The sequence below is a fragment of the Anaeromusa acidaminophila DSM 3853 genome (assembly GCF_000374545.1).
Classification (GTDB): domain Bacteria; phylum Bacillota; class Negativicutes; order Anaeromusales; family Anaeromusaceae; genus Anaeromusa; species Anaeromusa acidaminophila.
Genome location: NZ_KB894582.1, coordinates 210,400 through 237,395, shown reverse-complemented (window position 1 = coordinate 237,395; position 26,996 = coordinate 210,400). Strand labels below are relative to the sequence as shown.

Here is a 26,996-nt window from a genome sequence, read left to right as displayed (position 1 = left end):
CTTATTGACTATTATCGGCGATGTACCTTTATTTCTTCTTTGAAAACAACTTCCATGGCAATATTTTACATTAAAAATTTTAAAGCTTCTTCGGCATCTACAGGGCGGCTGAAAATATACCCTTGCAAACAGTCGCAGCCGCGCCGCTTTAATACCTCTTTCTGCACCTCGGTTTCCACGCCCTCCGCCACTAAAACCATGCCTAACGTATGGCCTAAAGAGATAATGGAAGCAATCATTTCTTCCTGGGTTCCTTCCATTTCTTCGACATTAATAAACGATTTATCCATCTTTAGAATGTTGATCGGCAGATGTTTCAGATAGGTCAAGGAAGAGTAACCTGTACCAAAATCGTCCAAGGCTAACAGCAATCCCATTTTCCGCAATTCCCACAGCTTGCCGATACTTTCTTCCATAGATTCAATCATAATCCCCTCGGTTACTTCTAAAACGATTTGCTCCATAGCAACCTCTTCACGCGCCAAGGCCTCCTGTACTTGTTCGACAAAATCCGCAGCCAGCAATTGCTTTGGCGATATATTGACCGCAACATGAACCGCCCCAAAGCCTCTCGCCTCCAAACGTTTCGCAAAACGAGCCGCTTCTCCCAATACCCATGCGCCTATCGGCAAAATCAAACCGCATTCTTCAGCAATAGGTATAAATTTAGCTGGTGAAACAAATCCATGCTCTTCACTTCGCCAACGCAGCAGCGCTTCAAAACCGCTCACACGGCCTGAAACCAAATCAAGCTGCGGCTGGTACTGCAAAAACAGCTCTTTGTTTTCCAGAGCCCGTCGCAAGCTGTTGGTCAGGGCCATCCGCTCATACGCCTCATCCGACAGGGCGGTTTCGTAAAAGCGCCAGCAGTTTCTTCCAGCCCGTTTAGCGGCGTACATGGCGCTGTCCGACCGTTTAAGAAGTTCTTCCGCGGTTTCTCCGTCTTCCGGATATAAAACAACACCCAAACTAGCCGACAAATGCACCTTTCTTCCCGCCACTGCATACTCACAACCTAATTCACGAATAACCTGCTCCGCTACAGAGCCAGCTTCGCTTCGTCCCAAGCCAGGAACCAAAGCGATAAACTCATCCCCGCCCAATCGCGAAACAAAAGCTTCCTTGCCCAAAACCCGACACAGAATGTTCCCGGCAGTAATAATTACATGATCCCCGCTGGAATGTCCAAAATTATCATTAATTGCTTTTAGATCATCCATGTCAATAAAGAAAAGCGCTCCTTTCTTTCCTTCATTGTTAAGGATAAGCTCCTCTCTCAATTTTTCCTGCAGCCCGGCCCGATTCGGCAAGCCTGTAAGCGAATCATGAAAAGCCATATGCCGAATGACTTCCTGCGCTTGCACCCGTTCCAACAGCACCGAGGCCAAGTCGGCAAATTGCCGAAGCGTTTCCACATCTTCCTCTTGAATATGGTGCACTTCATCTTCCCAACTGGCGGCAAATACGCCGCAGACGCCAGAACCGTTTTTTAGGGGCAGCATGATAATATTCGTCATATTGGACAAATACATATCGCTGATGCGCTTTGGGTACACCCGGTAATCCTCTACATATAAAAGCTCCCCGCTCGCATAGACCTGTCCTTGCATGCCAATTCCCATGGGAAAGGCTTTTTGAATTCGCTGAGCATGCAGGCCTTTGGCATGATGCAGCACAAATTCCTGCGCATTGGCGTCATAAAGGCCGATATAACCGCTTGGCGCTTCAACCAATTCTAAGGCATTGCGCAAAATGATCTCCAAACACTGACTGCTTTCGCTGACAGGACGCGTCACTAAATCCATCGCCGCCAAATATTGCCGTTCTCGCAATTGCAGTCGTTCGCTGGTCTGACGCCGCATTTCCACTTCCTCTTCCAAGCGGCTATTAGCATCTTCCTGCGCCTCATTCATGGCCGTCAATTCTTCATTGGAAGCCATGAGGTCCTGCGTCTTTTCCGCAACCTTCTGCTCTAAACGATTGCGCGCCTCTGCTAGGTCTTGATTTTTTAGCTCTAATTCCCGCATCATCTGCCGCAGCATATCCACCATATAACGAAAAGCTGCAGCTAAACGCCCCACTTCATCTTCCGAATCCAGTCGCAGCAAAGGCGTCTCCAAATCTCCTTCGCCAATACGCCGAGCCTGTTGGTCCAACTGCCGCAACGGCTGCGTCAAGCGCCCAGCTGCCAGCCACAAAATAAGAGCCACAACGCCCAATAGCAACGTCGTAATGCCCAATAAAAATTGCAGCATCTGCCGTAGCGGCGCCAGCAGCTCCGCTTCTTCAATAGTAGTCGCCACCGACCAGCCGGCAAAGGGTACAGCCGCGTAAAAAGCGACCTTTTTCTGTCCTTCAAACTCATAACGATATACGCCGGAACCGCCGCTTAGCATCCGCCGTCCCAGCTCTTGAATCGTTTCATCAGGGAATTCGCTAATACGCTTAGCCATGATAAAATCACGGCGCGGATGATAAAGAAAGGTGCCGTCTTTCGCGACAATAATTCCATAGCCGGTTTCACCAACGCGCATGCTTTGCGCCATTTTTTCTACATAATCCAATGAGATTCCGGCTCCCACCAAGCCTTGGGGCTTGTCATTCTCATCCAAAATAGGCGCAACCGCAAAGATAGTTGGTTTCCCTGTCGTCCTTGAAAGCAGCGGCGGTGTTAACTGCGTCCCGCCGCCTGCCATAATGGACTGAAAATACTCTCGACTCCAAACATTGCCGACATAGATACGCCCTTCAGTCCCTTCTAAATACAAGGAGTGGTATATGCCTTCCCGATTCGCCGCGTAAATATCCAAAAACAAATCTGGGTAGTGGGCTTGTAAAAATTTCTTTCGATTCAAGTTCTGCGCATCAATTCGTGCAAAACTTTCATTAATTGCTTTCGCTGCAGGCGTCGCTGCAATGGTCTCCGGTTCCACGACCAACGTGCGACACCACAACTCAAGACCAGCGGCCGCTTTTTCCGCTGTCGCCAGCATACTTTGAGTCAGTTTTTCTTCCACCACTTTGTGATTGTACCAATAGGCGCCAGAGGCCAAGCCGACTAAACCCAGAAGCAGCACCGGCATGACCCATAGCAACAATTTATTACGATACGAAATTCGATTCCACATAACACCATCAACTCCCGCCGCAAAATGCTGGACCGTTGTGCTTGTTTCTCATCGATTTTCTCATACTATAATTTCTTCATACTATTCCAGTTATAACAAAAAAGCTCCTGCTTTATTTTTACAAATAAAGCAGGAGCTCAAAAAGAATATGGAATACTTACTCCGCAGCCGTAAGAGAAACAGGCACAATTTGAAAACGATCTACATCAACCAATCCTAGATCAGTTAACTTCCAACGGGGAATCACAGGCAGGCTCAAGAACGCGAGGGTCATAAAGGGATCATGCTCCTGCTTTACTCCTAGCGAACGAGCCGCCTCGTGCAGCGTCTCCAACTGCCGTTGTACTTCCTCTAACGGCTGCTCCGACAGCAAGCCCCCCAAGGGCAAAGCCAAAGAGGCCACTACCTCTCCGTCCGCTACAGCCGCTAAGCCGCCGCCCAAGCGCTGCACTTCCCGAGCTGCGACCAGCATATCCCTTTCGCTAACGCCCGTCACAATCAAGTTGTGCGAATCATGAGCCACCGTCGATGCCAGCGCCCCCTTGCGAAGCCCTAAACCGCGCAGAAAGCCCGAGCCAATACGACCACTGCCCTGATGCCGTTCCCATACAGAAAGCCTCACCACATCTTGCGCAGTATCGGCCGTAAAACAGCCCTCTTTTACCGGAAGAGCCACTTCACTGCCTCCGGTTACAATTTGCCCCGGCACTAAGTCAATGACCCGAGCTTTTTTCCCGTACGCTGGCACCTGCAAATTTGCCGACTCCAGCGACGCCAACCGCACTGTTTGCCGCACCGCCGCAGCCTCTGTCTGAACTGCGGTAAACAAAGGCTTTCCTTTTTCCGCCGCCATCCGCCCTTGTTTCCACACCTGCGCAGGCCGCCAGGAAACGAGATCTTCGAAAACCAGCAAATCCGCCTGGTACCCTGGAGCCACCGCCCCAAGGCGGGGCAGACGAAAATATTGCGCCACATTCCACGACGCCATTTGCAAAGCCCAGGCAGGTTTAATTCCCGCCTCCACCGCTAGGCGCACCAAATGATTGACATGACCCTGCTGGAGCAAATCCGCCGGATGCCGATCATCCGTAACAAAAAGACAGCGCGATAGCGTCTGCGCGTTCACTGCCGGCAATAAATCCAGTAAATTATGCGCTGCCGAGCCTTCACGCAACATTAAATGCAGCCCACGAGCCAAACGAGCTTTGCCTTCCTCCGCTGTAGCGCACTCATGATCCGAATGGATGCCTGCCGCCGCATAGGCATTGAGCGCCAAACCGCTTAAGCCGGGCGCATGTCCGTCCACGGGTCTGCCTTCGAAAAGCCGCAGTTTGCGCAGCATAGACTCTTCGCCTTGCACCACTGCCGGATAGTTCATCACTTCCCCCAGCCCCAGTACCCGCGGATGCTTGGCCAACGTGGCCAGGTCCTCCGCTTCCAGCCTCGCCCCCGCTGTCTCCAAGTGCGTCGCCGGCACGCAAGACGGTAGCATTACATAAACACTGCAAGGCAATCCCTCTGAAGCCGCCAGTAAGTATTCAATACCCGCCAAGCCGCTCACATTGGCGATTTCGTGAGGATCCGCAACAACTGCCGTCGTCCCTTGAGGCACTACCGCCCTGGCAAACTCGCCTGGTGTCACCATCGAGCTTTCCAAGTGCATATGCCCGTCAATAAAACCAGGGGTAACATACCTTCCAGCCAAGTCGATCTCCCGTTTGCCCTTATACTTTCCAACACCGGCAATATACGCACCGCAAAGAGCTACGTCGCCAGCTTCAAACTCACCGGTAAATACATTGAAAACTTGCGCACTCTTTAAAACGACATCCGCGTCTTCTCGTCCAGATGCCGCCGCCAGCAGCCGCTGCATATTTTTTTCGTCCATATACCCTCCTTATAAAAAAACCACCCGAGACCAAAAGCCCGCGGGTGGAAAACTCAACATTAAACCGGCAGAATCTGCGGCAGCAGACCTCGTTTCGCCAAAATGTACCATAACGGCTGATCCTTGGCAAAGACCGGTATGCGTTTAATCGTATAGGGAACATCCCCTTCTTGATAAAGCCCGTAATGCACGGAAAAGGCGCCGCAGTAACCAGCGCGTTTTACCGCATCCAAAATAGGCGACGTATAAAAGCCTCCAGGAAAGGCGATGAAACGCACGGGAGAGCCCAGCCAATTTTCAATATGGAATTTGGACTTTTCCACTTCCAAAATAGCTTCTTTTTCTGGAAGTTCATTGAGGAAACGATGACTTAAGGTATGCGAGCCAATACCCATACCATACTTTTTCATTTCCTGAATTTGCGGCCAAGTAACACGTTCCGTTTGCCCGACAAAATCGCTGATAATAAAGAAGGCAGCTGTCATACCCCTCTTTTGCAATTCTGGAAACGCATGCTCGTAATTATCTGCATAGCCGTCGTCAAAGGTAATCAGCACAGGATTATCCGGCAATTGATCTCGTTTGCCGGAAACCGCCTGATCAAATTGTTTTAAACTAATGGTGTTAAATCCCTGTTTTTGCAGAAAATCAAGATCTTCAACAAAGCGTTGCGTCTTCGCCGTAATCTTATCGTCCGAATCTCCAATCCGATGATACAAAAGCACCGGTATGGAGCCTGCGGCGGCAACAACAGGAACTCCTACCGCCATGGCGGCTAATGATACACCACACATCTGCAAAAAGCGGCGGCGTGAAAGCATGCGGGACACCTCTTTATTTTGAAATCATAGTTTCCTTTTATTTTACCACTGCTTCCCCTTGCGGCGCAATGGCTCTCTGCAAATGCAAAACGGAGCCTCATTTTCTCTGAGACTCCGTTCAGCCTTCGTCTGAGCGCTTTTTCAGCCGCGCCCCGTTCCTCAGCATTCTTTAACGCTGTGCTTAGGACCATGATGCCCGCGCAGCAGGTGTCCTAGCCCGGAAAGAACATACATGACCGGCGAAAGCAGGAAACTAACGAACAGATAGAGAACGTAAAGAGGGCTAATAATGGCGAAAAACAACGTTGCGAACACTCTCAACAGTAGTTTCATACCGAACACTCCTTCCTCTTGTTACCGCTCCTTATAGTGAAAGGCTTCACGTGAAGCGTTTCACTTTTCTTAGTTTTATTATAAGATTCATTCAACTAAAAATCAACTATTTCTATATGTTATTCTGTATACATGTTGTCTGTTTTTGTCGTATTTTGCAAGGAAGGTGTCTATGCGCATCTGGGAAATTGACGCTTGGCGCTCCACCGCGCTTTGCTTCATGATTTTCTTCCATATTTCAGTAGATCTGCGGGATCTTTTCTCATACCCTATTGATTATCATCAAGGCTTTTGGCGTTTTACAGGCGTTTTTGCCGCAGTAAGCTTTATTTTACTGGCAGGCGTTTCTTCCACTCTCAGCCGCTCGTCTCTGCGCCACGGTCTGCGCATTTTATTAGCCGCAGCCGCCGTATCCGCAGGCACTTGGTGGTGGGATCCAGACACCTATGTCCGCTTCGGCATTTTACACCTTTTAGGCGTCTCGATACTGACCACGCCCGGCCTGCGCCGGTTGCCGCTCGCTTACGCGGCAGCTCTTGCTGCGAGCGCTGCGGCATTGCCCTCCTTCTTACCTGCTTTCGCCTCCACGTCTTGGCTTTTGCCGTTCGGCATCACGCCGCCTGTATTCACAACTCTTGATTATTATCCGCTGTTTCCCTGGTATGGTTTGTTTGCGGCAGGCCACGTAGCCGGGCGGATAGTATATATCGAACGGCGTTCCTTGCTGCCGCAGCCGCCAGGCGCCTCTCGTTTTTTGTGGTTTGGACGGCATACGCTGGCAATTTATCTGCTCCATCAGCCGCTGCTGGTAGCTTTGCTCACGCTCTTGCATAAATAACGGGATTTTGAACAGGAGTAGAGGCAGTAAATGGAGGGTACGAAGAAGCTGACTTTAACAAGAGTCGCGGTGAGAATCGGAGGACAAGACTAAGGATTACAGCGGTAATGATTACATTTGAGACTTTCAAGGAGGTTGCCTCATGAATTTATTTGATGTTTTAGGACCCGTCATGATCGGGCCTTCCAGCTCTCATACAGCCGGAGCCGTACGCTTGGGCCGCCTGGCCCGCCTTGTATTGGGAGAGCAGGCCACTCATGCAGTGATCGGCTTGCATGGATCTTTTGCCCAGACCCATAAGGGGCATGGCACCGATGTAGCCCTTGTAGCCGGACTGTTAGACTGGCCTCCCGATGACGCCCGCATTCCCGATTCTTTTCGCTATGCCGGCGAAGCTGGCCTGGATTTTTCTTTTCAGCTCATTGATTTAGGCGAGCAGGCGCATCCAAATACGGCCCGCTTGGAATTAACCGGCCTTTCCGGCCAGCATTCTTGCGTTACCGGCTGTTCTATCGGCGGCGGCCGCGTGCAAATCACCGATATCGACGGTTTCGCTCTGGAAATGGGCGGCGAATTGCCGACTTTGCTTGTCATACATCCGGATCGTCCCGGGGCTATTTCACAGGTTACCACGGTGCTTTTTGAACAAAATGTCAATATCGCGGCCATGCGCGTTTCCCGCCAGCAAAAAGGCTCTACCGCCCTTATGGTATTGGAGACCGATCAACCCATCAATGACAACGTACTTCACGCATTAAGCGCTTTATCGTTAGTGGATGCCGTACGCCGCATCGATCCCTTATCTTAGGAGGATAACTATGCCAAGAAAACTTTCGTTAACAACCTGGCTCATGGAAGCCGAGGAAAACGCGCTTTCTTTTGGAGATTGGTGCTTGAGCCGGCAAAGCCGGCAGTTGGACTGCAGCGAAGCAGACTTGCTATTACGCAGCAGTGAACTGCTGGATGTCATGCGCGCCTCCATTGATACCGGTCTCAGCGGTATCCGCTCCGTCGGCGGGCTTGTCGGCGGCGATAGCTGCCGCTTAGAGCAGCCAACGCCTTCTTGTGCTGGCGCCCCTTTACGCAAGGCTTTGATGTACGCTTTGGCCGTAGGAGAAGCTAATGCCGCCATGGGACGCATTGTCGCCGCACCGACCGCCGGCGCCAGCGGCGTACTTCCCGCTTTGCTTTTCACCCTCCATGAAGAACATGGCGTTACCAGGACTCAGCTAGCCAAAGCCTTAATTACAGCCGGCAGCATTGGTTTGGTCATCGCCTCACGGGCCACTTTGGCCGGAGCCACCGGAGGCTGTCAGGCCGAATGCGGCAGCGCGGCGGCCATGGCGGCAGGCGCGGCGGTTGACGCCCTCGGCGGGTCTCCGCGTCAAGTCGGCCACGCCGTAGCCATTGCTTTAAAAAACATGCTGGGCCTTGTTTGCGATCCAGTTGCCGGTCTGGTGGAAGTACCTTGCGTCAAACGCAACGCCGGAGCGGCTGCCAATGCCTTAGCGGCGGCAGAGCTAGCTTTAGCGGACATCGCCAGCGTCATCCCCCCGGACGAGGTCATTGACACCATGGGACGCATCGGCGCACAGCTGCCCTGTTCTCTGCGCGAAACCGCCCAAGGCGGCTTAGCTACTACGCCCAGCGGTCTAGCCTGGGCGGAAGCCATTTTGGGCAAAAAACGCTGAAGACTAATAAAACAATAAAAAGATGCCTCCAGGCCACACCTGGAAGCATCTTTTTCCATATCTACCCTAGCCTCAGTCATCTCCCCCAGGCACTCCGGTTCTCTGGTTCGTTAAAACCCGCATCTTGCCTGTTCAGTTCAAGCTGCTCTTGGCCCCAAGCGTATAGGGCGTCCAACGCGGGGATCAAAGCCCGCCCCCGCTCAGTTAAGGAATATTCCACCTTCGGAGGAATGGTCGCATACTGAACTCGCTTTACCAGACCATGACCTTCCAATTCTTGCAAGGATTTGGTAAGCATCATGTTTGTAATTCCTTTAACACTGCGCTTCAGCTCATTGTATCTTGTAACATCCTTTTGAAACAAATACCAAAGAATGGGCAGCTTCCATTTCTGCCCGATTAAGTCCAGCGCATAGATAATCGGACACTTTGTTTCATAGATGTTCGAGGCTGGAAGCTTCACATCATAGTCTTGCTGATTCTTCATACTTTCTCCTTTTAGTATCTTTTTTATACTAGAACAGAAAAAACTGCATACTTGTTCATTTTTGCCTTTATGCTATAGTAATTGTAACAAGAGAAGCAAGAAGAAGAAAGAAGGAATTAACTATGTACGTACTGGCGATCAATGGTAGTCCGCGGAAAAATTGGAATACCGCCACCTTGCTCAACAACGCCTTAGAAGGAGCCGCTGCGCAGGGGGCGCAAACCGAGCTCATCCATTTATACGACCTCAACTTCAAAGGCTGTATAAGCTGTTTCGCCTGCAAGCGAAAAGACGGTAAGAGCTATGGCAAATGCGCTTATCAAGATGATTTAAGTTCCGTTTTAGAAAAAATCGAAAAGGCGGACGCTCTCATCCTTGGCTCGCCTATTTATTTTGGCAATGTCTCTGGCGAAGTACGCTCCTTCATGGAACGCACTCTTTTCCAGTATCTAGTATATGACAAAGACTATTCTTCCCTAGCGGCTAAGAAGAAAAAAGTCAGTTTTATTTACACGATGAACGTAACAGAAGAACGAGCCGCCGAATGGGGCTATTCGAAAACCTTAGGAACCATGGAAAAATACTTTGCCAGAATCTTCGGCGCTACAGAATCGCTTTATGTCTATGATACGTACCAGTTTCCCGACTATGCTAATTATGTCTCTACGGCCTGGGACGAAACTGCAAAAGCCAAACAGCGCGACGAGGTTTTTCCGGGAGACTGCAAAAAAGCCTTTGCCCTAGGCAAACGAGCCTTTGAAACCAAGGAATAAAGACCGAATCAGACTAGTCTGCAAAACAAAAGGGCTGTGGAAATCGCATTGCTACGATTTCCACAGCCCTTTTCCGCTCACTGTATCCGGTTTCAATAATACTCTACGCTAAACCAAGCTAATTCCGCTTCAAGCTGATCTTCCGCCAAACGGCGCACCTGCTGAACCTGCTTATCCAAAAATGCCTTTTCGCCGCTAACCATAGCCACGCCCAAGGTTGCCCGCTGCCAGGTTTCTTGGCCGTCTACTTCGGCCACGGAAGCGCCTGTGCGCGCCCGGATTCGTTCCACCAAGCTTTTTACCGCCTGGCGACGATCTTTGCGGGAAGCGGCTTGAGGAATGAACAATTCCAAACTGCATACAGCCACATACATCGTTAGCTCCCTTGTACGACGACCTGGAAGTTGCGCCGCCGCGGTCCGTCAAATTCGCAAAAGTAGATCCCCTGCCAAGTACCTAGCGCCAACTTGCCGTTAAAAATAGGCACTAGCTGGCTGCAGCCAAAAAGACTGCTTTTCAGATGCGCCGGAGAATTCCCTTCGCCGTGACGATAGGGCAGCTTGGGGACCAATGCCGCTAGCGCCAAGCGCAGATCGTGCAGTACATCAGGATCAGCGTTTTCATTAACGGTTACCGCCGCCGTCGTATGAGGCACAAAGATCATCGCCGTTCCTTCGCTTACGCCGCTTTCACGCACTGCTTTTTGCACCTGCCCGGTAATATCCACAAAGCCTTCTTGGGGCGTATCCAGACTGTATTGATACATGGCGCTCTCCTTACCGCTGCCGCACGGTTTCCGGCCAGCAATTGACAAAATTCAAGGAATCCAGCACAGGAGGCGCCCCCAGATAATATAAGTCCAAGGCTCCCCCAGCGTTTTCCACTTGCACCGAAGCGCAATCCTCGAAATAACAGTGCCGCACAAAAGTCTGCTCCATAGGCTCCGTATTATCCTTCCAAACAGCGCCGCCTCGCTGCGCTGTACGACAATCAAGGAATCGGCAATGCTCCAGCGTAAGCTGCATAGACCCTTGCACCGCAATCGCTCCGCCGCCTTCCGGGCCTTCACAATCTTCAAATTCCGTATGTTGCAGCAACATCTGCGCACCGCGCAGCATATATAAGGCTCCGCCCGTTTCCTTGGCCCGACAGCGACGAACTTGACAATCCTTCAGTCGCACCGACGCTTGCAGCGCCGCATGAATCGCGCCCCCGTCTCCGCCTCGCCCATCCAAAATGCGGCAAGAAAACAAATGCAATAGCCCGCCTTCCTGATAAATGGCCCGCGCTCTGCCTCTAGCTTCAAAGGTAACGCCTTCCAGCTTAATGCGCAAGCATTGACGCAAGACCAGCATGCTGGATTCGCAAACGCCGCCAGCTTCCAGGGTTGTCCCTTTCATGGAAAGGCTGCCGCCTTGAACGGTCAAGCCCGCTCCTGGACCATCAAGAACAATAGGTACTGCGCCAATGACCAGTTCACCGCCAGCTTCCACTCGCACCGGCCCAGTCAGCTTAGTAGGCCGCATAATACGTCGCACCACGCCTGCCGGCACCACAAAGCCGCCCATCTCTTCCTGGTACGCCAGTTCCGGCCAAAAATACCGCAACAGCAAGAAAGACGGATCCATCCCATTCTTATACGCATTCTCCAGGGCAGTCTGGGCCTGTTTCCCTTGCTTACGCTGAACCGCTAGCGCAAATTCCTGTACAAATCGAAATACCGGCAAGGGCACTCGCAGCATATCGCTCAGCAAATCCAAGCCTTCCTTTTCTTCATTGACCGGCTCTCCATCGACAAACGCCAAAAGATGCGCTTCAATCAAAAAAGCGGTACTCAAATCTTCACCGCTAAGCATACCCAACAACTTGGCTAGCGCTTCCCCTTCGATCGCTTCTGCCGCTTCTTGCGCAGCTACAAGATCAGAGCTTTCCAACCCCAACGCTAAAGCGGACAACTCCAAAAAAGAACTTTCCTGCGGAGTCAAAGCCTTATCTACCAAGCCAGCTACTGCCAGCCCCTGTAAATACGCTTTACGAACCTCAAGGGCCTCCGCCGCCAAGGGATGCGCTACATGAAATATCTCTTGCTTAGCTTTTTTTAAGACTGCTAATTTTGACATACTGCCGCCTCCTCGCATACTGTATCTTCAATGCCGCACTAATCGCAAATGTCGCTTGCGCTCCAGTTTTTCCTTCAAGCCTTGTCCTTCTATCTCGAGCTGCTCCGTTTCTCTTTCCTCTGCATGTTCGGCAGCCACGATTTGACGCCCGATATTCAACAGCAAGCCCATCGCCGCCATATTCACAATCAGCGAAGTCCCCCCATAGCTGATAAAAGGCAATGGCACGCCAATAACCGGCAGCACCCCCAATACCATCAACAGGTTCCCTGCCGCTTGGCCCACAATCAATAGCAGACAGCCCAGCGCCAACATCTGGCTCAAGGAATCCGGCGCCTTACGTACAATCTGCCCTCCATAAACCAAGAGCAGAACAAAGAGAAAAATCAAAAACCAAGCGCCGCCCAAGCCCCATTCCTGCGCAAAAACGGCAAAAGCAAAATCGGTATGCGCTTCAGGCAAATAGAAAAATTTGCCCATGCCTTGACCAGGACCAGTACCGGTAATGCCTCCGGACCCAATCGCCAAAAGAGCCTGCACAGCCTGATAGCCCTGGTCTTGTGCGTACTGCCACGGATTGAGCCACGAGGCAATCCGCTCCGCCCGATAGCCTTCAGCCATAACAAGCTTAGTAACACCAACACCGCCAAGGAAAAGCAACACAAGCCATTGCCAACCAGCGACGCCAGCCACCAAATGCATTACTAAAGGCAAGGCGATAATTAGAGCCGCCGTCCCCATGTCCGGTTGGAAATAAACCGGAAGCGCCAATGCCGCTGCCGCCACTAAAGCGGGAGAAAAAATACTTGTCAGCCGCCCTCGTCTGGTTTGAATCCCTAAAGAAGCCGCTGCCAAAAAGACAGCCGCGAGCTTAGCCAGCTCGGAAGGCTGCAATGTAAACGAGGCCAAGCGCAGCCAGCGACGCGAACCGTTAACCGTCACGCCGGAAACATGCACTAAGAACAAAAGCACCATACAGACAATCCAAAACAAGGTTGCGCCAAGGCGCATCTTACCTTGATATTTCACCTTGGCCATCATAAAAAAAATAAAAATACCAACCGCCAGTGACAGCAAGTGCCGTTTAAAAAAGAAGTAGCTGTCTTTCATTTCCTGCCCGGCTGTTACAAAGCTGGCGCTGAATACGTTCAGCGTCCCCAAGGTAAGGAGCATTAGTAAAATTACCAACAGCGCCTCATTATGATTACGCCAAAGGCGAGCTATTATATTCATGCCCAACCCCCTTCAAAGAAGCCAAAAATACTCTTTTTATTATAACAGAGACAATGCTCCGCGTCTTCCGGCCCTAAGGCCTACATTTATAAACAAAAGAGAAATTGAACAGGAGTAGAGGGAGTAGAGTGAGGGTACGAAGAGGTTATCACATAATATTGAAACCCCTTTTCGCGTTTTTCGCGTCTTTCGCGGTTCGTTATCCATGCCCCCGCCAGCCCTCCTGTCGCAGCTAAATTGCAGGATAAAAAAAAGCGGCCGCCGCAGCGTCCGCTTTTTTGCTATTCCAGCACCACCACACACCGACAAATCGGCGTGCCTTTGCCGGAAAACTTTTCTTCGTATTCCGTCATGATATTATCCGGCCTTGCATCGGCCCCTAAATCAAAGGTAACTTCTTTCACCGGCAAGCCAGCTTCAGCAAATTGCTCCAGGGAAAAATCAAAGAGTCCCCGATTGTCCGTCTTAAAATGAATTTCCCCGCCCTTTTTAACCACGCGACGGTACAACGCCAAAAAATCGACATGGGTCAACCGCCGTTTGGCATGACGTTTTTTCGGCCAAGGATCGCAAAAATTAATAAACAAACGATCAATTTCCCCCGGCGCAAATAGTTCTTCTAAACGGGCTACATCGGCTTCCATCAGACGTAAGTTGCCAATCTCCGCCGCTTTGGCCTTTTCGAGAGCATAGTAAATTACCTCCAGCTCCCGCTCGATTCCCAGATAATTCACATGGCTGTCGCGCAAAGCCATTTGACTGACAAAACGCCCTTTGCCTGTTCCCACTTCCACATGCAATGGCGCAGTCCTGCCAAAGGCCTCCGTCCATCGCCCCTTATAGGTCGCTCCGGTTTCAAAGCGCACCAGCCAATCGCTAAAATTATCCAACGCCGCCGGTATCCATGATTTTCTGCGCAGTCTCAACGTCGTTCCTCCATTGCTTATAAATAAAAGAGAGCTGACAGGAGGATACCATGGCCCACTCCTCCTGTCAACCCTGATCTGCCCTAAAAGCGCGCTTAGTTGCCGCTCTTGGTCAAGCCGTACTTTTTCAAGTATCGATACAACGTCACTCGGCTAACATCCAGCATGTTCGCCAAACGGCTGATATTGCCGCCTGCCGTCTGCCAAGCCTTGACGAAGACCGCCCGATCCTCTTTCCACTCGTTGCCAAAAGCCGGCTCGGTCACCATCTTAATGTCGCCAGGCTGAATTTCATTGCTCTCCGTATGGAAGAACGCATGCTCCACCGCCACCTGCAATTGCTTGATATTGCCAGGCCATTCGTAATTAAGGAGCGCTTCGATCGCATCTTCGCGGAATGTTTTTTCCGGCAAATGATGCTGCTCCGCCAATTCTTGAATAATATGGCTGGCGATAAGCGGAATATCCTCCCGCCGCAAACGCAGAGGCGGAATACGGATGGTATGCTTCGCCAACACTTCGTACAGTTCGTACAAGAAAGCTCCTCGTTCGCTTAAGCGCTTAAGATCGCTGTCGCAAGAAGCAATCAAACGCACGTCAAAGGAACGGGAAATCGTTTCTCCATTGCGATGGAAGACTCCTGTTTGCATGGCGGCAAACAACCGTTGCGCCACCTGCATCGGCATTTTTTCGATTTCGTCCAAAAACAGCGTGCCGCCGTTAGCTAATTCCAATTTGCCCGGACGACCGTCTCCTTCAGGCGAGCCAAAACCAAAAAGCTCGTTTTCCAACACTTCCGAAGGCAAATCGCCGCATTTTACGGAAATAAGCGGTCCTGCCGCACGCGGGCTGGCTTGGTGCATGCCATGAGCCAAACGTTCCTTACCGGAACCAGGCTCGCCTTGCAGCATCACATGGTACGTATTGCGCGCCAATCGCGCCGCCCGGTCTTTCATGGCCGTAAAGTTCACCGTCTGCCCCACCATACTGGACAAATTATATCTGGCGCTAAAGCCTACTGCATGGGCTACTAGAGTCCGTAAGTCTTCAATCGGCAAAGACAACGCAACCACGCTGCCGACATCTTGCTCTTCCCCTCGTTCCATCGGCACAATGGTGGTAATATCTTCATAGGTTTTGCTGTTAGTAATCCAGGTAACCGCCTTGTTATAAGACGGAATCCCCTGAAATCCTTTATAGATTGGCGTATGTTTGTAGTTTAACAAGACATTTTCCAAATTCGGCGGCTCGTCTTCTCTGGCCTGAATGCCCAACTCGCCCAGACGGCTTTGACCCAACCGGTTGGCATAGGTCACTTCCCCGCCGGCTTGAATCTGATACACTGCAAAAGAAGCCGCATCCAAAATCGCATTTTTCGAAGCCAAGCGATATTGCACCTGCAAATAGCTTTCCAGAGCGTATTTCAAGCCCAGTACGGTAGACACTAGTGCGTCATACGGCAAAGGCTCGCGGTCCGCCGCGACCACCGCCAAAATGTACTGCATCCGCCCGCCCGCCATAACCGGCGCGGAACAAGCATCGCTGTTTTGGCATTCTCGAATCCACATTTCCGGTCCAAAAAGCAAAAACGGCACTTGGTGCTCATAAGCGATGCTAATGCTGGAGGTGCCGATATCCTTGGGAGACAGTCTTGTACCTGGAGTATCAATCGTAGAAATTTGATAGAAAGGCATGGCATAGCTGCGCAGCACATAGCATTCTTCATCCAAAAGAAGCAAGCTTAGATTGTGATTCGTAAAAAATTCCCGCACCGTTTGATAATACTCGTCTACATACTGAATGGCCGCCTGATGACGCCCCTGGCGCAAACGAAACTCCTCTTTACCAAGGCGAGGCAGCCCCTCTAAACGAGCTGAGCCCACTTTCCAATCACGGCTTTTCTGCCAGGATTCCGCCACATAGGGATGCACATTGGCATCCATAATACCTTCTTCCATAAATTTACGGTAATAGGTTTCTAATTTTTCTTTACTCCGTTTTTCACGGATCATGGCTTTTCCTCCATTTCACGCCTTCCTCGAAGCGCACTGCTTACTTTACAAACAGCCGCTTTTTTATGGCGGAAAAATCTAACAATTTACATTGTACAGCACTTTTTGTAAAAATACAAGCGTATTAGAGGTCAGTTCGTAACTTCCGGAAAAATCCCTACAGTTTTTTCCCCACAAACTATACATTTTAGAAGAAAAGATACATAAGAGCAGCCTGCGCTTAGCAGCGCAGGCTGTAGTATGATTTAATTTTCTTTCGCTAATTCTACTTTCACCAAAAAACAGGTACCCTGCCGTTCCAGCCGAAAAAGCCGCGGATATTTCTTTAAAAACTTGGACAGCTGTTTTCCTTGACCAGCAGGCAAAGCAAAATCATCCAGTTCTTCCTTAAGGCGCTGCCCTAGCACGGAGCCGCCCACCCAATCCTGCTTCGTCTCTTCCTTGAGTCGCAGATACATATCAATAATCTGCGCCATAGGCCGCTGTACTTCCTCGGCAAGCTCTCCTACCGCCGTGCGAAGCTCTCGCCGTTCTTTGCTGCGGCCGGCCAGTTCCGGCACCGTCCGCGTTGCCACGGATTTAGTTTTTTTATCCGGCGCTTCAAAAAAAGCGGTATAGGCACTACGCAGACTCTCTTTAACCTGCATATGCCCGGCGCCGTAGATCGGCACCCCTTTTTCCCTCACCCGCAACGCCAGAAACCGAAAATCAGAGTCATTCGAAACGATAACAAGCGCATGCACATTGCCTAGATATACTAGTTCCATCGCTTCAATCGCCAGAGCAATATCCGCCGTATTTTTGCCGCTGGTTCCGGCAGGCGTATGCACAACTGACACGCCGTTTTCCATGGTAAAATTCCGCCATTCGCTGCGAGTCAAATCCAGGTGCGACCAGTCCGCATACGCGCGACAAAGAATAACCTCGCCCAGCTCCGCCGCTTTGGTTAAAGCAAAACGCGCTAAGTCCAAATGTATATTTTCTGCGTCAAACAGCACAGCTACCCGCTGCTGCCGATGCCGCCGCCACTGAAGCGTACTTGTTAGAACATTAATTCCCATTTCGGCCTTCCTCTCTTTTGGTGCCTTCCGGAACTATTATACCAGAGTACACCCTTCGAGGCTATGGAGCTGGAAAGCGGCTACCATTCCGTATGGAAAAATCCTGGACGATCCACGCGTTCATACGTGTGCGCACCGAAATAATCACGTTGCGCCTGCAGCAGATTCGCCGGTGAAAACGCTCGCCGGTATCCGTCATAGTAAGCCAATGAGGCCCCCATAACCGGAACCGCCAACCCTCTCTCCACGGCATCGCTTACCAGCAGCCGCCATTCATGCTGGCCTCTGCCAAAAGCCGTCACAAAGCGAGGCGCCAAGAGCAAATTTTTCAAATCCGGCTGCTCCCGATAAACAGCCGCGATATCTTCTAAAATACGCGCCCGCACAATGCAGCCAGCCCGCCAAACCAACGCCACTTTCGACAGGTCCATTTCCCAGCCATACGCTTGACGTGCGGCTTGCAGCAGAGCAAAACCTTGTGCATAACAGCAAAGTTTAGACAAAAACAATGCTTCTTTTAAACGTCGTCCAGCATTTTCGCCGTCCCCAATGGCCCAGGTCCCCGTACCGGGAAGCTCCTGCGCCGCAATTACTCTTTCTTCCTTCAACTGAGATAAATACCTGGCAAAAACCGCTTCAGTAATGGCTGGCACCGGTACGCCCAGCTCCAAGGCCGCTTGACTCGTCCACTGGCCTGTCCCCTTTTGCGCCGCTTTGTCCAAAATCAAATTCACCAGCGCTTTGCCGGTGTCTTTATCCTTGCGCCGCAGCACTGCCGCCGTGATTTCAATAAGATAGGAACTCAGAATGCCCTTGTTCCACTTTTCAAATAGCGCCGCCTGCTCCGCTTCCCCTAAATGCAAAGCTTCTTTCATATAAAAATAACTTTCCGCAATCAACTGCATATCTGCATATTCAATGCCGTTATGAACCATTTTTACAAAATGACCTGCGCCGCCGCCGCCAAAATACGCACAACAAGGCGTGCCGTCATCCGCTTGCGCCGCCATGCGCTTTAACAGAGGCGCTACCGCCGCATAAGCCAACGCATCTCCGCCAGCCATTAAACTGGGGCCTCGCAGAGCTCCTTCTTCCCCGCCGGAAACACCCAAACCCAAATAGCGAATTCCGACATCAGCCATTTGCTCTTCCCGGCGCTGGGTATCTCGATAATGCGAATTTCCCCCGTCAATCAAGATATCGCCCTCATCCAAAAGAGGGGCCAGTTGATTCAGCATGGAGTCGACCGCTTCGCCGGCTTTAACCATCAGCAAAATGCGTCGAGGACGCTCCAACATGCCGACCAGTTCTTCTAAGGAAGGCGCACCGCCTAAAGGAAGCTCCGCTCCTTTCTCCAAAAGAGCCGCTACCTTATCCGCCGTCCGATTGTACACGGCTACCGGTACTCCTTTGCCCGCTAAATTCAGCGCCAGATTTTGCCCCATTACCGCTAAGCCAATCAAGCCTATTTGATACTTCATTTTGCCACTCCCCCTTTTGCCGCATGTACTTACCCACTATTTCGCCTTTTCCCCTAAAACACCTTTTTTGTGATTGATCTCACAGCAAGCTTTGGCAGGACATGATATGCTACAGTTATTTTCAACCATACGAGGGAGGTTTACTATGTCCAAATTACTCAGCCAGCTTCCTTTTCTCAAAAATCGCGTAAAATTTCCTGTAACGCCCCATATCCCTGGCGGTTTGACAACCCCGACACAGTTGCGCGCTATCGCCGACGCAGCCGAAACCCACCAAGCCGATCTTAAAATTGTCGGCAACAGCATTACTCTCTTGGGCGTCAAAATCGCTGACGGCGAAAAAGTCATTGCTGCTTTAGAGGTAGACGGAGAAAGTTTCATCGCCAAAGCCGTACGCGGCGTCACCATCTGTCCCGGCAAGCCTCATTGTCCCATGGCTCGTCAAGATAGTACTTCCCTGGGGTTAGAGATGGACAAGCTCCACTTTGGCCGTCCCTTGCCGGGCAAGGTGCGCATCGGTCTGAGCGGCTGCCCGAATTGCTGCGCAGAAGTTTTCGTTAAAGACATCGGCTTTTACGCTGACGCCCAGGGCTTCCATCTCGTGCTCGGCGGTAACGGAGGGCGTCAAGCCATCGTAGGCCGCGAAACCGCCAAAAATCTTTCCGCTAATGAATGTCTGCAAGTAACTGCCGCTATTCTTGATTTTTTCGAACAGCACGGCCAAGAAAAAGAACGCCTGCGCCAAACCATTGAGCGCGTCGGTTGGGACGCTTTCTTTGAGGCTGTACCGTTAGCTTCTAAGTCGTAGGAACAGAACTCAGAGTAACGGAGTAAATCTTGTCTCCAATACAATCATGCCGCCATTTTCCCAGAGCCATCTAACTCTTAATCCCCCTAGTGTCTCTATCCGTAAAAGCTTATACATTCTGGCATGTTAAACAAAAGGAGCGAAAACGACTTACGTCGTTTCCGCTCCTTTATTTTCTTTTTTGCCGCCTCGGCTCACCCATATATCTCCCAGCTCAAAAGGCAATTCTCCCACAGCTTGTCGCACTTCCGGCAGCACTTCCCGGAATGCCTCCGCGCTATCTTCGCCTTCGAAACGCAGCCGCACGTCCAGCGCCTTCTCATCGTAATAGCGAAAGACCACGTCGACAGTTCCCATGTTTTCCGTTTCCAAGCATACTCGCAGCCAGGTTTCGAACTCACCCGTATCGCGACCTTGAGCGTCTTGTTTCTGCTGGTGATATACATGCCAATACATGGGATACGGCGTTCCTTGAGGATTAAAGAGCAGGGTGTTCGTAAAAGTCAACAAACTGTGCTCTGTTTTGACATCCGCCTCCCATACAGCAGGCCGTTGCAAGGAGGAAGCCAATTCACGGACCACCTCGGCTGACTTTCGCTGTACCTGCACGGGAAGCTCGTTCCATTCTCCTGCTTCCATAGTTTTTAAGAGCACCCAAAATCTCGGCAGATCCGGCATATTGCTTTTCAGCGCCGTCTGGGCCACATCCGGCGGCACCTGTGCGCCAAATTGACGCACAGCCCGTTCCAAGAGCAAAGTTTGCGCCGGATCTCCCTGAACCTTAGCCTGCCATTGCTGAAGTATCTGCGTTAACTCGCCTTCCGCTTGTCCTTGACGGCTGGCCAATTGACTAATCAAAGCCAAAAGCCGTTGCGCCGTCTGCGCCGCACCGTCTGCGCCGCCGGCCGGCGCCTGCGCTCCGGCTTGACGCAAAAACAAAAGAGTTTGACTTTGAGGCGCTTCTTCAGACAACTGCGTAAACAAATTCCCCATATTGCGCAGTTGCTCCGCCGCTCCATCCTGCGCCAAAACCTGTTGCACCAAACGAGCTACTTCCGGCGGCAAGAGTTTGACCATACGGCCCATAGCCGCTAAAGAACGATTGCTATTCCCCTCCAGCCAATCCGCCGCCTCGTTTAGTAGGTTAGCCATGCGAACTGCATCACTGCTGTTGCCCATACGTTGCTGCAAAGAAGACAGTTCCTTCGGAACATCCGTCTGATTCCCGCCGCCATCTCCCAGCGAAGCCGCCCACTGCCGCAACACCTCCGGCAACCCTTGCTGCCTCGCCAAAGACCATATACTTTGTTGGGAACTTTCCGGCAAAAACTGCACCAAGCCAAAAAGCTCTCCCAAATCAGGCGTTTCCCCTTGCGCCCCCCCGTTTAACCAGGCGGCCAGTTGGCGAAAAGTTTCGCCGGACGCCTTGAACTCCTGCCGGTTCAAGCCTGCTGTCGCACCGCTTTCAACGGTCTTCAACAAAGCCCATAAACGGGTTCCTTCCAACACCTGCCCTTGCATTCCGGGACTTTGCAATTCTTCCGGCAGTTGACTCTGAAACGCTTGAACCAACTGCTGCAACACCGCTCTAGGTCCTTCACCAACACCTGAACGACTCACCGTCCTCCCCGCCGTTCCGTTGGCCATAGCGGCATCCATCCCATTAGCCAGCGCCATCGGAGAATTTTTCCCAGCCTCCTGCAGGGCGGCTCCAATACCTTCTTCTTGCGTCAGCGCTTTCATCACTGCCAGCAACGCTTCGTTGCTTTGCGCCATTTGCTTTAGCGCGTCCGTTGCCGCTGCAGCCGATGTAATGGGCGCTCCTATTTCCGGAGCATTTCCTGCAGTTCCATTTCCCCTAAGCATTTTAGCAGTCAGTTGCTGCAACAACTGCGTTAATTCTTTATCCAACGGCCCCTGCCGTCCATTAATGTCTTGAACCAACGACGCCAGCTTCGCCGCCAGATCTCCCGGTGAGGCAGGCAAGGTATCCTTAAATGCGCTCACCAATCGATCCACCAATTGCTTAACGGCTTCGCCGCCTTCTTCTTTAAGCGTCGCGCCTTCACTTAACGCCTCCGCCAAACGCGACAATAAATCCGCCGCCTGCCGGGGGGATGTCAGCATGGCGTTAATTCCTTCAGGAACGACTTTTTGCGCCTGCGTATACTGCTCCAGGATGGCTTCCACTACTTTACGCACTTCCGCAGGCAACTCCGAGACATCTTTCAACTGTTCCTGCATAACGCCTTGCAGCCGCTGTAAAGCCGCCTTCATTTCTCCATCCGCCTGCATATCCACACCATCAGCGCCTACTTTAACACCGCTCCCTTGCAGTGCCGCAGCGGCCTTGGGAGGCGTAGCTTCCGTATTTCCTTTGACCTGGGGCAGCCAATGCTGCATCAGTCCTTGTAAATTGCGAATTTCCATGGAAATCTCTCTCTTTCCTACGACCTGCTGCAAACCATGCAAACTATTCATGAACTATATCGTACAAAAAAGGGCAAAGCCTAAACCGGCTTTGCCCTTTCTTACCATAATCACCTTATAGTTTTGAAAAATCCAAGGTAGCAAAATAATCCTCTAAGGTTTCCGCCCGACGGATCAGTTCGGTTGTACCGTCCGCCTTCAGAAGAATTTCTGCGGAACGCAGTTTGCCATTATAGTTGAAGCCCATAGCATGCCCATGCGCCCCGGCATCGTGAATCACAACAACATCGCCTATATCTACCTGCGGCAATGCCCGGTCAATAGCAAACTTATCATTGTTTTCGCACAGCGAGCCGGTTACGTCATACACATGGTCCAGCGGTTGCTTCTCTTTGCCTACCACCGTAATATGATGATAAGAACCGTACAAGGCCGGACGCATTAAGTTAGCCATGCAAGCATCCAAGCCCACATAGTTTTTGTAAGTTTCCTTCTTATGCAGCACCTTCGACACCAAATAACCGTAAGGTCCGGCAATCATGCGGCCGCATTCCAAAGCCAGCTTCAGCGGCGCAAGGCCGGCGGGCACAATAATTTCCTCATACAGCTTGCGGATGCCGGCGCCGACATATTCCAAATCCACTTGGCTGTCTTCCGGACGGTATGGAATACCAATACCGCCGCCAAAATTGATCATCTCAATACGAATGCCCAGCGTTTCATAGATTTCCTTGGCCAAGGTCATCATCATCCGGGCGGTCTCAATGAAATAGTCCGGATTTAGCTCATTGGAAATGACCATCGTGTGAATACCGAAGCGTTTAACGCCTTTGTCGCGCACAATACGGTAGGCTTCAAATAACTGCTCTTTCGTGAGACCGTACTTAGCGTCTTCCGGTTTGCCGATAATCGTATTTCCTGCTCGGGCGCTGCCTGGGTTGTAACGGAAGGACAGCAATTCCGGCAAGCCGACATGCCTTTCCAAATACTCGATATGGCTGATGTCATCCAAATTGATGATCGCGCCCAGCTCGACAGCTTTTGCATATTCTTCCGCCGGCGTATCATTTGACGAAAACATAATATTTTCGCCAGTAATTCCTACTTTTTCCGCCAACACTAATTCAGCGGCAGAGCTGCAATCTGCACCCAGCCCTTCTTCTTTCAAGATCTTCAGTAAAAACGGATTTGGCGTCGCCTTGACGGCAAAATATTCTTTAAAAGCAGGAGCCCAAGAAAAAGCCGCTAGCAAACGCTTTACATTCGCGCGAATGGCCGCTTCGTCATATAAATGAAAGGGAGTAGGATATTTTTGCAGCATTTCGTCCAACTGCGCCTGGGAAAATGGTAGTTTTTTCTCTGCCATTACTATATAACCTCCTGAACCTGGTCGTAACACCATGTTTTCTTATTTTTTCATATCAGTTAACTTTCATTATAACAAAAATCATCCTCACCTGAAAGACATTTTCAACGCCCGCTAAAACTAAAACGAACCGCCTAAGCGGTTCATTCCCTTACTGTTTCCAAAGTCCTTTTTTACTCTCACGCGCTTGACGCTGCGCTTCCACGAAGCGTTCCTGATATTTTACATTCGGCTGGATGGTCATTACCTGTGCATAGCCTTCTTGCACCAGCACCTCGTTAAACATCTTGCCGTCGTCCATATACACATAACGCAGCAAGCGCCCATATTTATCCGTATCGCCTGCATCCTTCTCTAAATACACGGTTTTGCCTGTAAGCATCTTCTTCGTATACTCGCTGGCTTCCTTACCATAGGCTTCCACCGGCGAATTAGGTTTCACCGTCTCCGGCGTATTAACGCCAATCAAACGCACCCGCTTGTCGTTGGCTAAAAGCAGCGTGTCGCCGTCAACGACTCGCTTCACGACCGCCTTTTCATATTTAGAAGCATCAAAGCCTCCTGTAGTTGCTCCATTTCCGCCGCAAGCCGTTAAAAACAAGCAAACCGGTAATAACAACAGCCAAATCCATCCTTTTCGCATCCAGATGCCTCCCCGAACTTACTTTCGCTTAGTATAGCACAAACATTCTATTTTGCGCAAAAGGTTGCCGCTTTGTCACGGGTTCAAGGCTATGGGTTAAACGAAAAGGAGTTGATTTTTATGTTCATTTGCTTAGATCCCGGCCATAGCGGCCCCGCCGAACCAGGCGCTTGTTTCCACAATCTGCACGAAGCAGATATCAACTTGGCGATTGCCTTGCAGACCGCCAACGCGTTGCGTCAAAGCGGAGCTTCCGTCTGCCTCACTCGGGCGGAAAATATTGTCGACGATGGTCTGACCTGGCGTGCGGAGTTCGCCAACGCAGCCGGTTGCGACGCCTTTCTTTCCATCCATTGTAACGCCGCCGAGGACGAAACCGCCCGCGGCATCGAAAGTTATTATTACCCCGGCTCCGCCCCTGGACGCCTCTTGGCCGGTTCGGTGCAAAACGAACTAAATGGACTCCGCTACTCTTTAGATCGCGGCGTCAAAGACGCCTTCTTCACTGTGCTCGCCGCAACTTCCATGCCCGCAGTACTTGTAGAGTGCGGCTTTATCACGCAATACCAGGACCGACAAGTCTTGTGCGCTCCGTCTTGGCAGCAAGCCATCGGTCAAGCGTTAGCTCGCAGTTTACTCAACGTCTCTGTTTAATGAATTTTGAACAAAAAACAGCCCCGGCGCAACCAGAAATAGTTCTGATTACGCCGGGGCTGTTTTGTTTTTAATGACTCTCCTCCAGCATGCGCCGCAAATCTGCTACGCTGAGAAATTGCGAATTGGCAGCGGAATTATAAACAAAGCCAGCGGGCACCGTTCTGCCGATCTCCCCCTTAGAATTCACAGCGTAAAGAGAAGATGCCGGGGGCGCAAACGGAGGTCGGAGCAAATAATAGCCTGGAAATTCCAACACCAAATGCGCCTCGTCCTCCGACCACATAGCTTCATGCAGCTTTTCTCCCGGACGCAGACCGATGATTTCCGGCTCCCTTCCTGGTAAAAAAGCCTCCACCAATTGCACGATGCGGCAGGAAGAAACTTTGGGGATAAACATTTCTCCGCCTTTCATGTGAGAAAATGCCGCCAACATAGCTTCCACCCCCTCTGCCGGCGTTAGCCAAAAGCGCGTCATTTCCGAATGCGTAACAGGCAGACGAGTACAGCCCGCTGCAAGAAGTCTCCGGAATAAAGGGACCACGGATCCCCTGGAGGCCGCCATATTACCGTAACGCACTACGGAAAACTGTGTTACCTGCCCCTCTACGCTCTCATTAGCCGCCACAAAGAGTTTATCCGAAACTAACTTTGTCGCTCCGTAAAAGCTAGTGGGATTCGCCGCCTTATCGGAAGAAATATCGATCACTTTCTTTACTCGATTAGCGAGGGCTGCGGCAATGATGTTCTGAGCCCCTAAAATATTGGTTTTTAAAAATTCCGAAGGATGGCGCTCAGCGGTCGGCACTTGCTTGAGGGCCGCCGCATGCACCACATAATCCACCCCTTGCAGCGCCTGATGCAAACGCCCCGCATCCCTCACATCACCGATAAAATAACGCATACAGCTTTGCGAAAATTCCAGCTGCATTTCTGATTGTTTCAGTTCGTCCCGGGAAAAGACAATGATCCGCCGAGGCTGATAGCGACTCAAAATCGTCCGCACTAATTGTCGGCCAAAAGTTCCCGTACCGCCGGTAATCAACAAAGAGGCTTCGTTAAACACGCTCCCACCTCGCCTCCGCACCGTTTTTCGCTACAAAACTTCGCCCGGTCACTGCAATACGACATCAGGAAATTGCATCGCAATAGCGGCAAAACTATCGGACGTCTCTAAAAAGGCCTCTACTATCACCGGGTCAAATTGCGTTCCTGCAGCCGCTTTAATAATGCGCACCGCGTCCTCATGCAATGCTGGCTCTTTATACACGCGGCGACTAACAATGGCATCATATACATCCGCCAACGCCATCAACCGCGCCGAAACGGGAATTCGTTCTCCCGCCAGCCCCTGCGGATAACCATTGCCATCCCAACGTTCATGGTGATAACAAGCCATTTCCTTGGCAAAACGCAAAAACGGCTCAGGAACTCCTAAAAACTCCCCTGCTTCTTCAATGCTTTTTCGTCCTGCTTGCGCATGCCGTTTAACCAGAGAAAATTCAGCGGAAGTTAATTTTCCCCGTTTTCCTAAAACCGTCTCCGGAATGGTTAGCTTGCCAATGTCGTGGAGCAATGCCGATTTAGACAGCAAAAAAATACTGTCTAATGTAAGCTCTTTAGCAAAAATCGCTTTGGCGTATAAATTGATAGCTAACGCTCTCACATATCGGCTTGTGCGCTGCAAATGCGCGCCTGTTTCATAATCCCTGCTTTCCGACAACAACGCCATCGCCATCATGGATACATCCTGTAACAGGCCCACCCCCTGAACGCGTTCTTCCACTTGCGTCTCCAAATACAAATTGCGCTCACGCAGCTCCTTCTGCGCCAGCTTCAAGGCCATATACATCTCGCTGCGGGCCAGCAGCAAAGACGCAGGGCTGCTCTTATCAATAAAATCACAACCCCCTCGCGCCAACCCCTCCGTTCCGTCCGGCAATTCGCCGGCTTCCAGCAGGAAGACTACGGGAACGCTCTGCAAAACCGCTTCTTTCTTCAACAAAGTACAAGCTTCGTACCCATTTAGGCCCGGCATAGTCACATCCAAAAAAATCAAATCGGGGCGCTTTAGCTTTGCATATTCCAGCGCTTCCGTCCCATTGGCCGCCGCCACAACAAAATACTGCGCTTCAAGATGCTTCGCCAGTTGCAGCCGCCATTCCGCCGCATCATCCACAACCATTACAACCAGCTTGCTTTGTTTCATTTCCACGCCTCCTCTGAGCAAACCCACGAGAAGCACAAGACAGAAAATTCTAATATTATTTTCTACATATTTCCCCAGTTTCCTCTTAACTAAA

24 protein-coding genes are annotated in these 26,996 nt (G+C 51.0%); 6 read left to right on the top strand and 18 right to left on the bottom strand.

The features are described from left to right. Positions 1–65 precede the first annotated feature (65 nt). The 4 genes from C508_RS19255 to C508_RS20220 form a co-directional block, all read right to left on the bottom strand. Positions 66–3,128, bottom strand: coding sequence for a bifunctional diguanylate cyclase/phosphodiesterase (locus tag C508_RS19255; RefSeq protein WP_018701706.1), 3,063 nt, complete (start codon positions 3,126–3,128; stop codon positions 66–68). A 157-nt stretch (positions 3,129–3,285) separates the two neighbouring features. After that, entirely contained in the window at positions 3,286–5,016 is a 1,731-nt protein-coding gene (gene ade, locus C508_RS0101220) for an adenine deaminase (RefSeq protein ID WP_018701705.1), read from the bottom strand. Between the two features lie 59 nt (positions 5,017–5,075). Continuing rightward, entirely contained in the window at positions 5,076–5,837 is a 762-nt protein-coding gene (locus C508_RS0101215) for a polysaccharide deacetylase family protein (RefSeq protein ID WP_018701704.1), read from the bottom strand. 159 nt (positions 5,838–5,996) lie between these two features. Further along, a complete protein-coding gene (locus C508_RS20220) occupies positions 5,997–6,170 on the bottom strand; it encodes a hypothetical protein (RefSeq protein WP_018701703.1) in 174 nt (57 codons plus the stop codon). A 172-nt stretch (positions 6,171–6,342) separates the two neighbouring features. Between C508_RS20220 and C508_RS0101205 the strand changes: the two genes are divergently transcribed. The 3 genes from C508_RS0101205 to sdaAA all read left to right on the top strand — a co-directional run bounded on the left by C508_RS0101205 (position 6,343) and on the right by sdaAA (position 8,699). Continuing rightward, a complete protein-coding gene (locus tag C508_RS0101205) occupies positions 6,343–7,008 on the top strand; it encodes a heparan-alpha-glucosaminide N-acetyltransferase (protein ID WP_018701702.1) in 666 nt (221 codons plus the stop codon). Between the two features lie 142 nt (positions 7,009–7,150). Then, a complete protein-coding gene (sdaAB, locus tag C508_RS0101200; RefSeq protein ID WP_018701701.1) occupies positions 7,151–7,816 on the top strand; it encodes an L-serine ammonia-lyase, iron-sulfur-dependent subunit beta in 666 nt (221 codons plus the stop codon). 10 nt (positions 7,817–7,826) lie between these two features. Continuing rightward, positions 7,827–8,699: an L-serine ammonia-lyase, iron-sulfur-dependent, subunit alpha gene (gene sdaAA, locus C508_RS0101195; RefSeq protein ID WP_018701700.1), complete on the top strand. Its 873-nt coding sequence runs from the start codon at positions 7,827–7,829 to the stop codon at positions 8,697–8,699. A 76-nt stretch (positions 8,700–8,775) separates the two neighbouring features. On the opposite strand, the gene C508_RS0101190 is transcribed toward sdaAA, so the two are convergent. After that, positions 8,776–9,186, bottom strand: coding sequence for a winged helix-turn-helix transcriptional regulator (locus tag C508_RS0101190; protein ID WP_018701699.1), 411 nt, complete (start codon positions 9,184–9,186; stop codon positions 8,776–8,778). Between the two features lie 122 nt (positions 9,187–9,308). On the opposite strand from C508_RS0101190, the gene C508_RS0101185 reads away from it, so the two are divergent. Next, entirely contained in the window at positions 9,309–9,959 is a 651-nt protein-coding gene (locus C508_RS0101185) for a flavodoxin family protein (RefSeq protein ID WP_018701698.1), read from the top strand. A 92-nt stretch (positions 9,960–10,051) separates the two neighbouring features. Here C508_RS0101185 and C508_RS0101180 read toward each other — a convergent pair whose 3' ends face one another. From C508_RS0101180 to gndA, 8 genes are all read right to left on the bottom strand, one after another. After that, complete coding sequence (locus C508_RS0101180) at positions 10,052–10,333, bottom strand: DUF503 domain-containing protein (RefSeq protein ID WP_018701697.1); 282 nt, start codon at positions 10,331–10,333, stop codon at positions 10,052–10,054. A 2-nt stretch (positions 10,334–10,335) separates the two neighbouring features. Beyond that, positions 10,336–10,725 carry a secondary thiamine-phosphate synthase enzyme YjbQ gene (locus C508_RS0101175; protein ID WP_018701696.1) on the bottom strand — a complete coding sequence of 130 codons (390 nt, stop codon included), beginning with the start codon at positions 10,723–10,725 and terminating at the stop codon, positions 10,336–10,338. A 10-nt stretch (positions 10,726–10,735) separates the two neighbouring features. Beyond that, the gene (locus tag C508_RS0101170) at positions 10,736–12,079 is read right to left on the bottom strand and encodes a right-handed parallel beta-helix repeat-containing protein (protein ID WP_018701695.1); all 1,344 of its coding nucleotides are present in this window, start codon (positions 12,077–12,079) and stop codon (positions 10,736–10,738) included. Between the two features lie 27 nt (positions 12,080–12,106). Beyond that, positions 12,107–13,312: an FtsW/RodA/SpoVE family cell cycle protein gene (locus tag C508_RS0101165; protein WP_018701694.1), complete on the bottom strand. Its 1,206-nt coding sequence runs from the start codon at positions 13,310–13,312 to the stop codon at positions 12,107–12,109. A gap of 281 nt (positions 13,313–13,593) precedes the next feature. After that, a complete protein-coding gene (gene trmB / locus C508_RS0101160) occupies positions 13,594–14,238 on the bottom strand; it encodes a tRNA (guanosine(46)-N7)-methyltransferase TrmB (RefSeq protein WP_018701693.1) in 645 nt (214 codons plus the stop codon). A 95-nt stretch (positions 14,239–14,333) separates the two neighbouring features. Continuing rightward, on the bottom strand, positions 14,334–16,250 hold the full coding sequence (locus C508_RS0101155) for a sigma 54-interacting transcriptional regulator (RefSeq protein WP_018701692.1): 1,917 nt from the start codon (positions 16,248–16,250) through the stop codon (positions 14,334–14,336). Between the two features lie 245 nt (positions 16,251–16,495). After that, positions 16,496–17,311: an NYN domain-containing protein gene (locus C508_RS0101150; RefSeq protein ID WP_018701691.1), complete on the bottom strand. Its 816-nt coding sequence runs from the start codon at positions 17,309–17,311 to the stop codon at positions 16,496–16,498. Positions 17,312–17,391: 80 nt separating this feature from the next. Next, the gene (gndA, locus tag C508_RS0101145) at positions 17,392–18,792 is read right to left on the bottom strand and encodes an NADP-dependent phosphogluconate dehydrogenase (RefSeq protein ID WP_018701690.1); all 1,401 of its coding nucleotides are present in this window, start codon (positions 18,790–18,792) and stop codon (positions 17,392–17,394) included. Between the two features lie 145 nt (positions 18,793–18,937). Here gndA and C508_RS0101140 point away from each other — a divergent pair, with 145 nt between their 5' ends. Then, positions 18,938–19,600, top strand: coding sequence for a ferredoxin-like domain-containing protein (locus tag C508_RS0101140; protein WP_018701689.1), 663 nt, complete (start codon positions 18,938–18,940; stop codon positions 19,598–19,600). Positions 19,601–19,750: 150 nt separating this feature from the next. On the opposite strand, the gene C508_RS0101135 is transcribed toward C508_RS0101140, so the two are convergent. The 3 genes from C508_RS0101135 to C508_RS17500 form a co-directional block, all read right to left on the bottom strand. Next, entirely contained in the window at positions 19,751–22,081 is a 2,331-nt protein-coding gene (locus C508_RS0101135) for a flagellar hook-length control protein FliK (RefSeq protein ID WP_156817550.1), read from the bottom strand. Positions 22,082–22,145: 64 nt separating this feature from the next. Then, entirely contained in the window at positions 22,146–23,396 is a 1,251-nt protein-coding gene (gene lysA / locus C508_RS0101130) for a diaminopimelate decarboxylase (protein ID WP_018701687.1), read from the bottom strand. Between the two features lie 151 nt (positions 23,397–23,547). Beyond that, on the bottom strand, positions 23,548–24,039 hold the full coding sequence (locus C508_RS17500) for a thermonuclease family protein (RefSeq protein ID WP_018701686.1): 492 nt from the start codon (positions 24,037–24,039) through the stop codon (positions 23,548–23,550). A 120-nt stretch (positions 24,040–24,159) separates the two neighbouring features. Between C508_RS17500 and C508_RS0101120 the strand changes: the two genes are divergently transcribed. Beyond that, positions 24,160–24,693, top strand: coding sequence for an N-acetylmuramoyl-L-alanine amidase family protein (locus tag C508_RS0101120; protein ID WP_018701685.1), 534 nt, complete (start codon positions 24,160–24,162; stop codon positions 24,691–24,693). Between the two features lie 70 nt (positions 24,694–24,763). Here C508_RS0101120 and pseB read toward each other — a convergent pair whose 3' ends face one another. After that, on the bottom strand, positions 24,764–25,759 hold the full coding sequence (gene pseB / locus C508_RS0101115) for a UDP-N-acetylglucosamine 4,6-dehydratase (inverting) (RefSeq protein ID WP_018701684.1): 996 nt from the start codon (positions 25,757–25,759) through the stop codon (positions 24,764–24,766). A gap of 48 nt (positions 25,760–25,807) precedes the next feature. Next, positions 25,808–26,902 (bottom strand): HD domain-containing phosphohydrolase, encoded by a 1,095-nt coding sequence (locus C508_RS0101110; RefSeq protein WP_018701683.1) that lies wholly within the window; start codon positions 26,900–26,902, stop codon positions 25,808–25,810. Positions 26,903–26,996: the final 94 nt, after the last annotated feature.

Coding starts and splice junctions, on each gene's coding strand:
- C508_RS0101120 (WP_018701685.1), top strand. CDS start 24,160: ATGTTCATTTGCTTAGATCCCGGCCATAGCGGCCCCGCCGAACCAGGC.
- C508_RS17500 (WP_018701686.1), bottom strand. CDS start 24,039: ATGCGAAAAGGATGGATTTGGCTGTTGTTATTACCGGTTTGCTTGTTT.
- C508_RS0101185 (WP_018701698.1), top strand. CDS start 9,309: ATGTACGTACTGGCGATCAATGGTAGTCCGCGGAAAAATTGGAATACC.
- C508_RS19255 (WP_018701706.1), bottom strand. CDS start 3,128: ATGTGGAATCGAATTTCGTATCGTAATAAATTGTTGCTATGGGTCATG.
- C508_RS0101190 (WP_018701699.1), bottom strand. CDS start 9,186: ATGAAGAATCAGCAAGACTATGATGTGAAGCTTCCAGCCTCGAACATC.
- C508_RS0101170 (WP_018701695.1), bottom strand. CDS start 12,079: ATGTCAAAATTAGCAGTCTTAAAAAAAGCTAAGCAAGAGATATTTCAT.
- sdaAB (WP_018701701.1), top strand. CDS start 7,151: ATGAATTTATTTGATGTTTTAGGACCCGTCATGATCGGGCCTTCCAGC.
- C508_RS0101150 (WP_018701691.1), bottom strand. CDS start 17,311: ATGGGAATTAATGTTCTAACAAGTACGCTTCAGTGGCGGCGGCATCGG.
- C508_RS20220 (WP_018701703.1), bottom strand. CDS start 6,170: ATGAAACTACTGTTGAGAGTGTTCGCAACGTTGTTTTTCGCCATTATT.
- C508_RS0101155 (WP_018701692.1), bottom strand. CDS start 16,250: ATGATCCGTGAAAAACGGAGTAAAGAAAAATTAGAAACCTATTACCGT.
- C508_RS0101180 (WP_018701697.1), bottom strand. CDS start 10,333: ATGTATGTGGCTGTATGCAGTTTGGAATTGTTCATTCCTCAAGCCGCT.
- ade (WP_018701705.1), bottom strand. CDS start 5,016: ATGGACGAAAAAAATATGCAGCGGCTGCTGGCGGCGGCATCTGGACGA.
- gndA (WP_018701690.1), bottom strand. CDS start 18,792: ATGAAGTATCAAATAGGCTTGATTGGCTTAGCGGTAATGGGGCAAAAT.
- C508_RS0101140 (WP_018701689.1), top strand. CDS start 18,938: ATGTCCAAATTACTCAGCCAGCTTCCTTTTCTCAAAAATCGCGTAAAA.
- lysA (WP_018701687.1), bottom strand. CDS start 23,396: ATGGCAGAGAAAAAACTACCATTTTCCCAGGCGCAGTTGGACGAAATG.
- C508_RS0101175 (WP_018701696.1), bottom strand. CDS start 10,725: ATGTATCAATACAGTCTGGATACGCCCCAAGAAGGCTTTGTGGATATT.
- sdaAA (WP_018701700.1), top strand. CDS start 7,827: ATGCCAAGAAAACTTTCGTTAACAACCTGGCTCATGGAAGCCGAGGAA.
- C508_RS0101205 (WP_018701702.1), top strand. CDS start 6,343: ATGCGCATCTGGGAAATTGACGCTTGGCGCTCCACCGCGCTTTGCTTC.
- C508_RS0101110 (WP_018701683.1), bottom strand. CDS start 26,902: ATGAAACAAAGCAAGCTGGTTGTAATGGTTGTGGATGATGCGGCGGAA.
- C508_RS0101215 (WP_018701704.1), bottom strand. CDS start 5,837: ATGCTTTCACGCCGCCGCTTTTTGCAGATGTGTGGTGTATCATTAGCC.
- C508_RS0101165 (WP_018701694.1), bottom strand. CDS start 13,312: ATGAATATAATAGCTCGCCTTTGGCGTAATCATAATGAGGCGCTGTTG.
- C508_RS0101135 (WP_156817550.1), bottom strand. CDS start 22,081: ATGAATAGTTTGCATGGTTTGCAGCAGGTCGTAGGAAAGAGAGAGATT.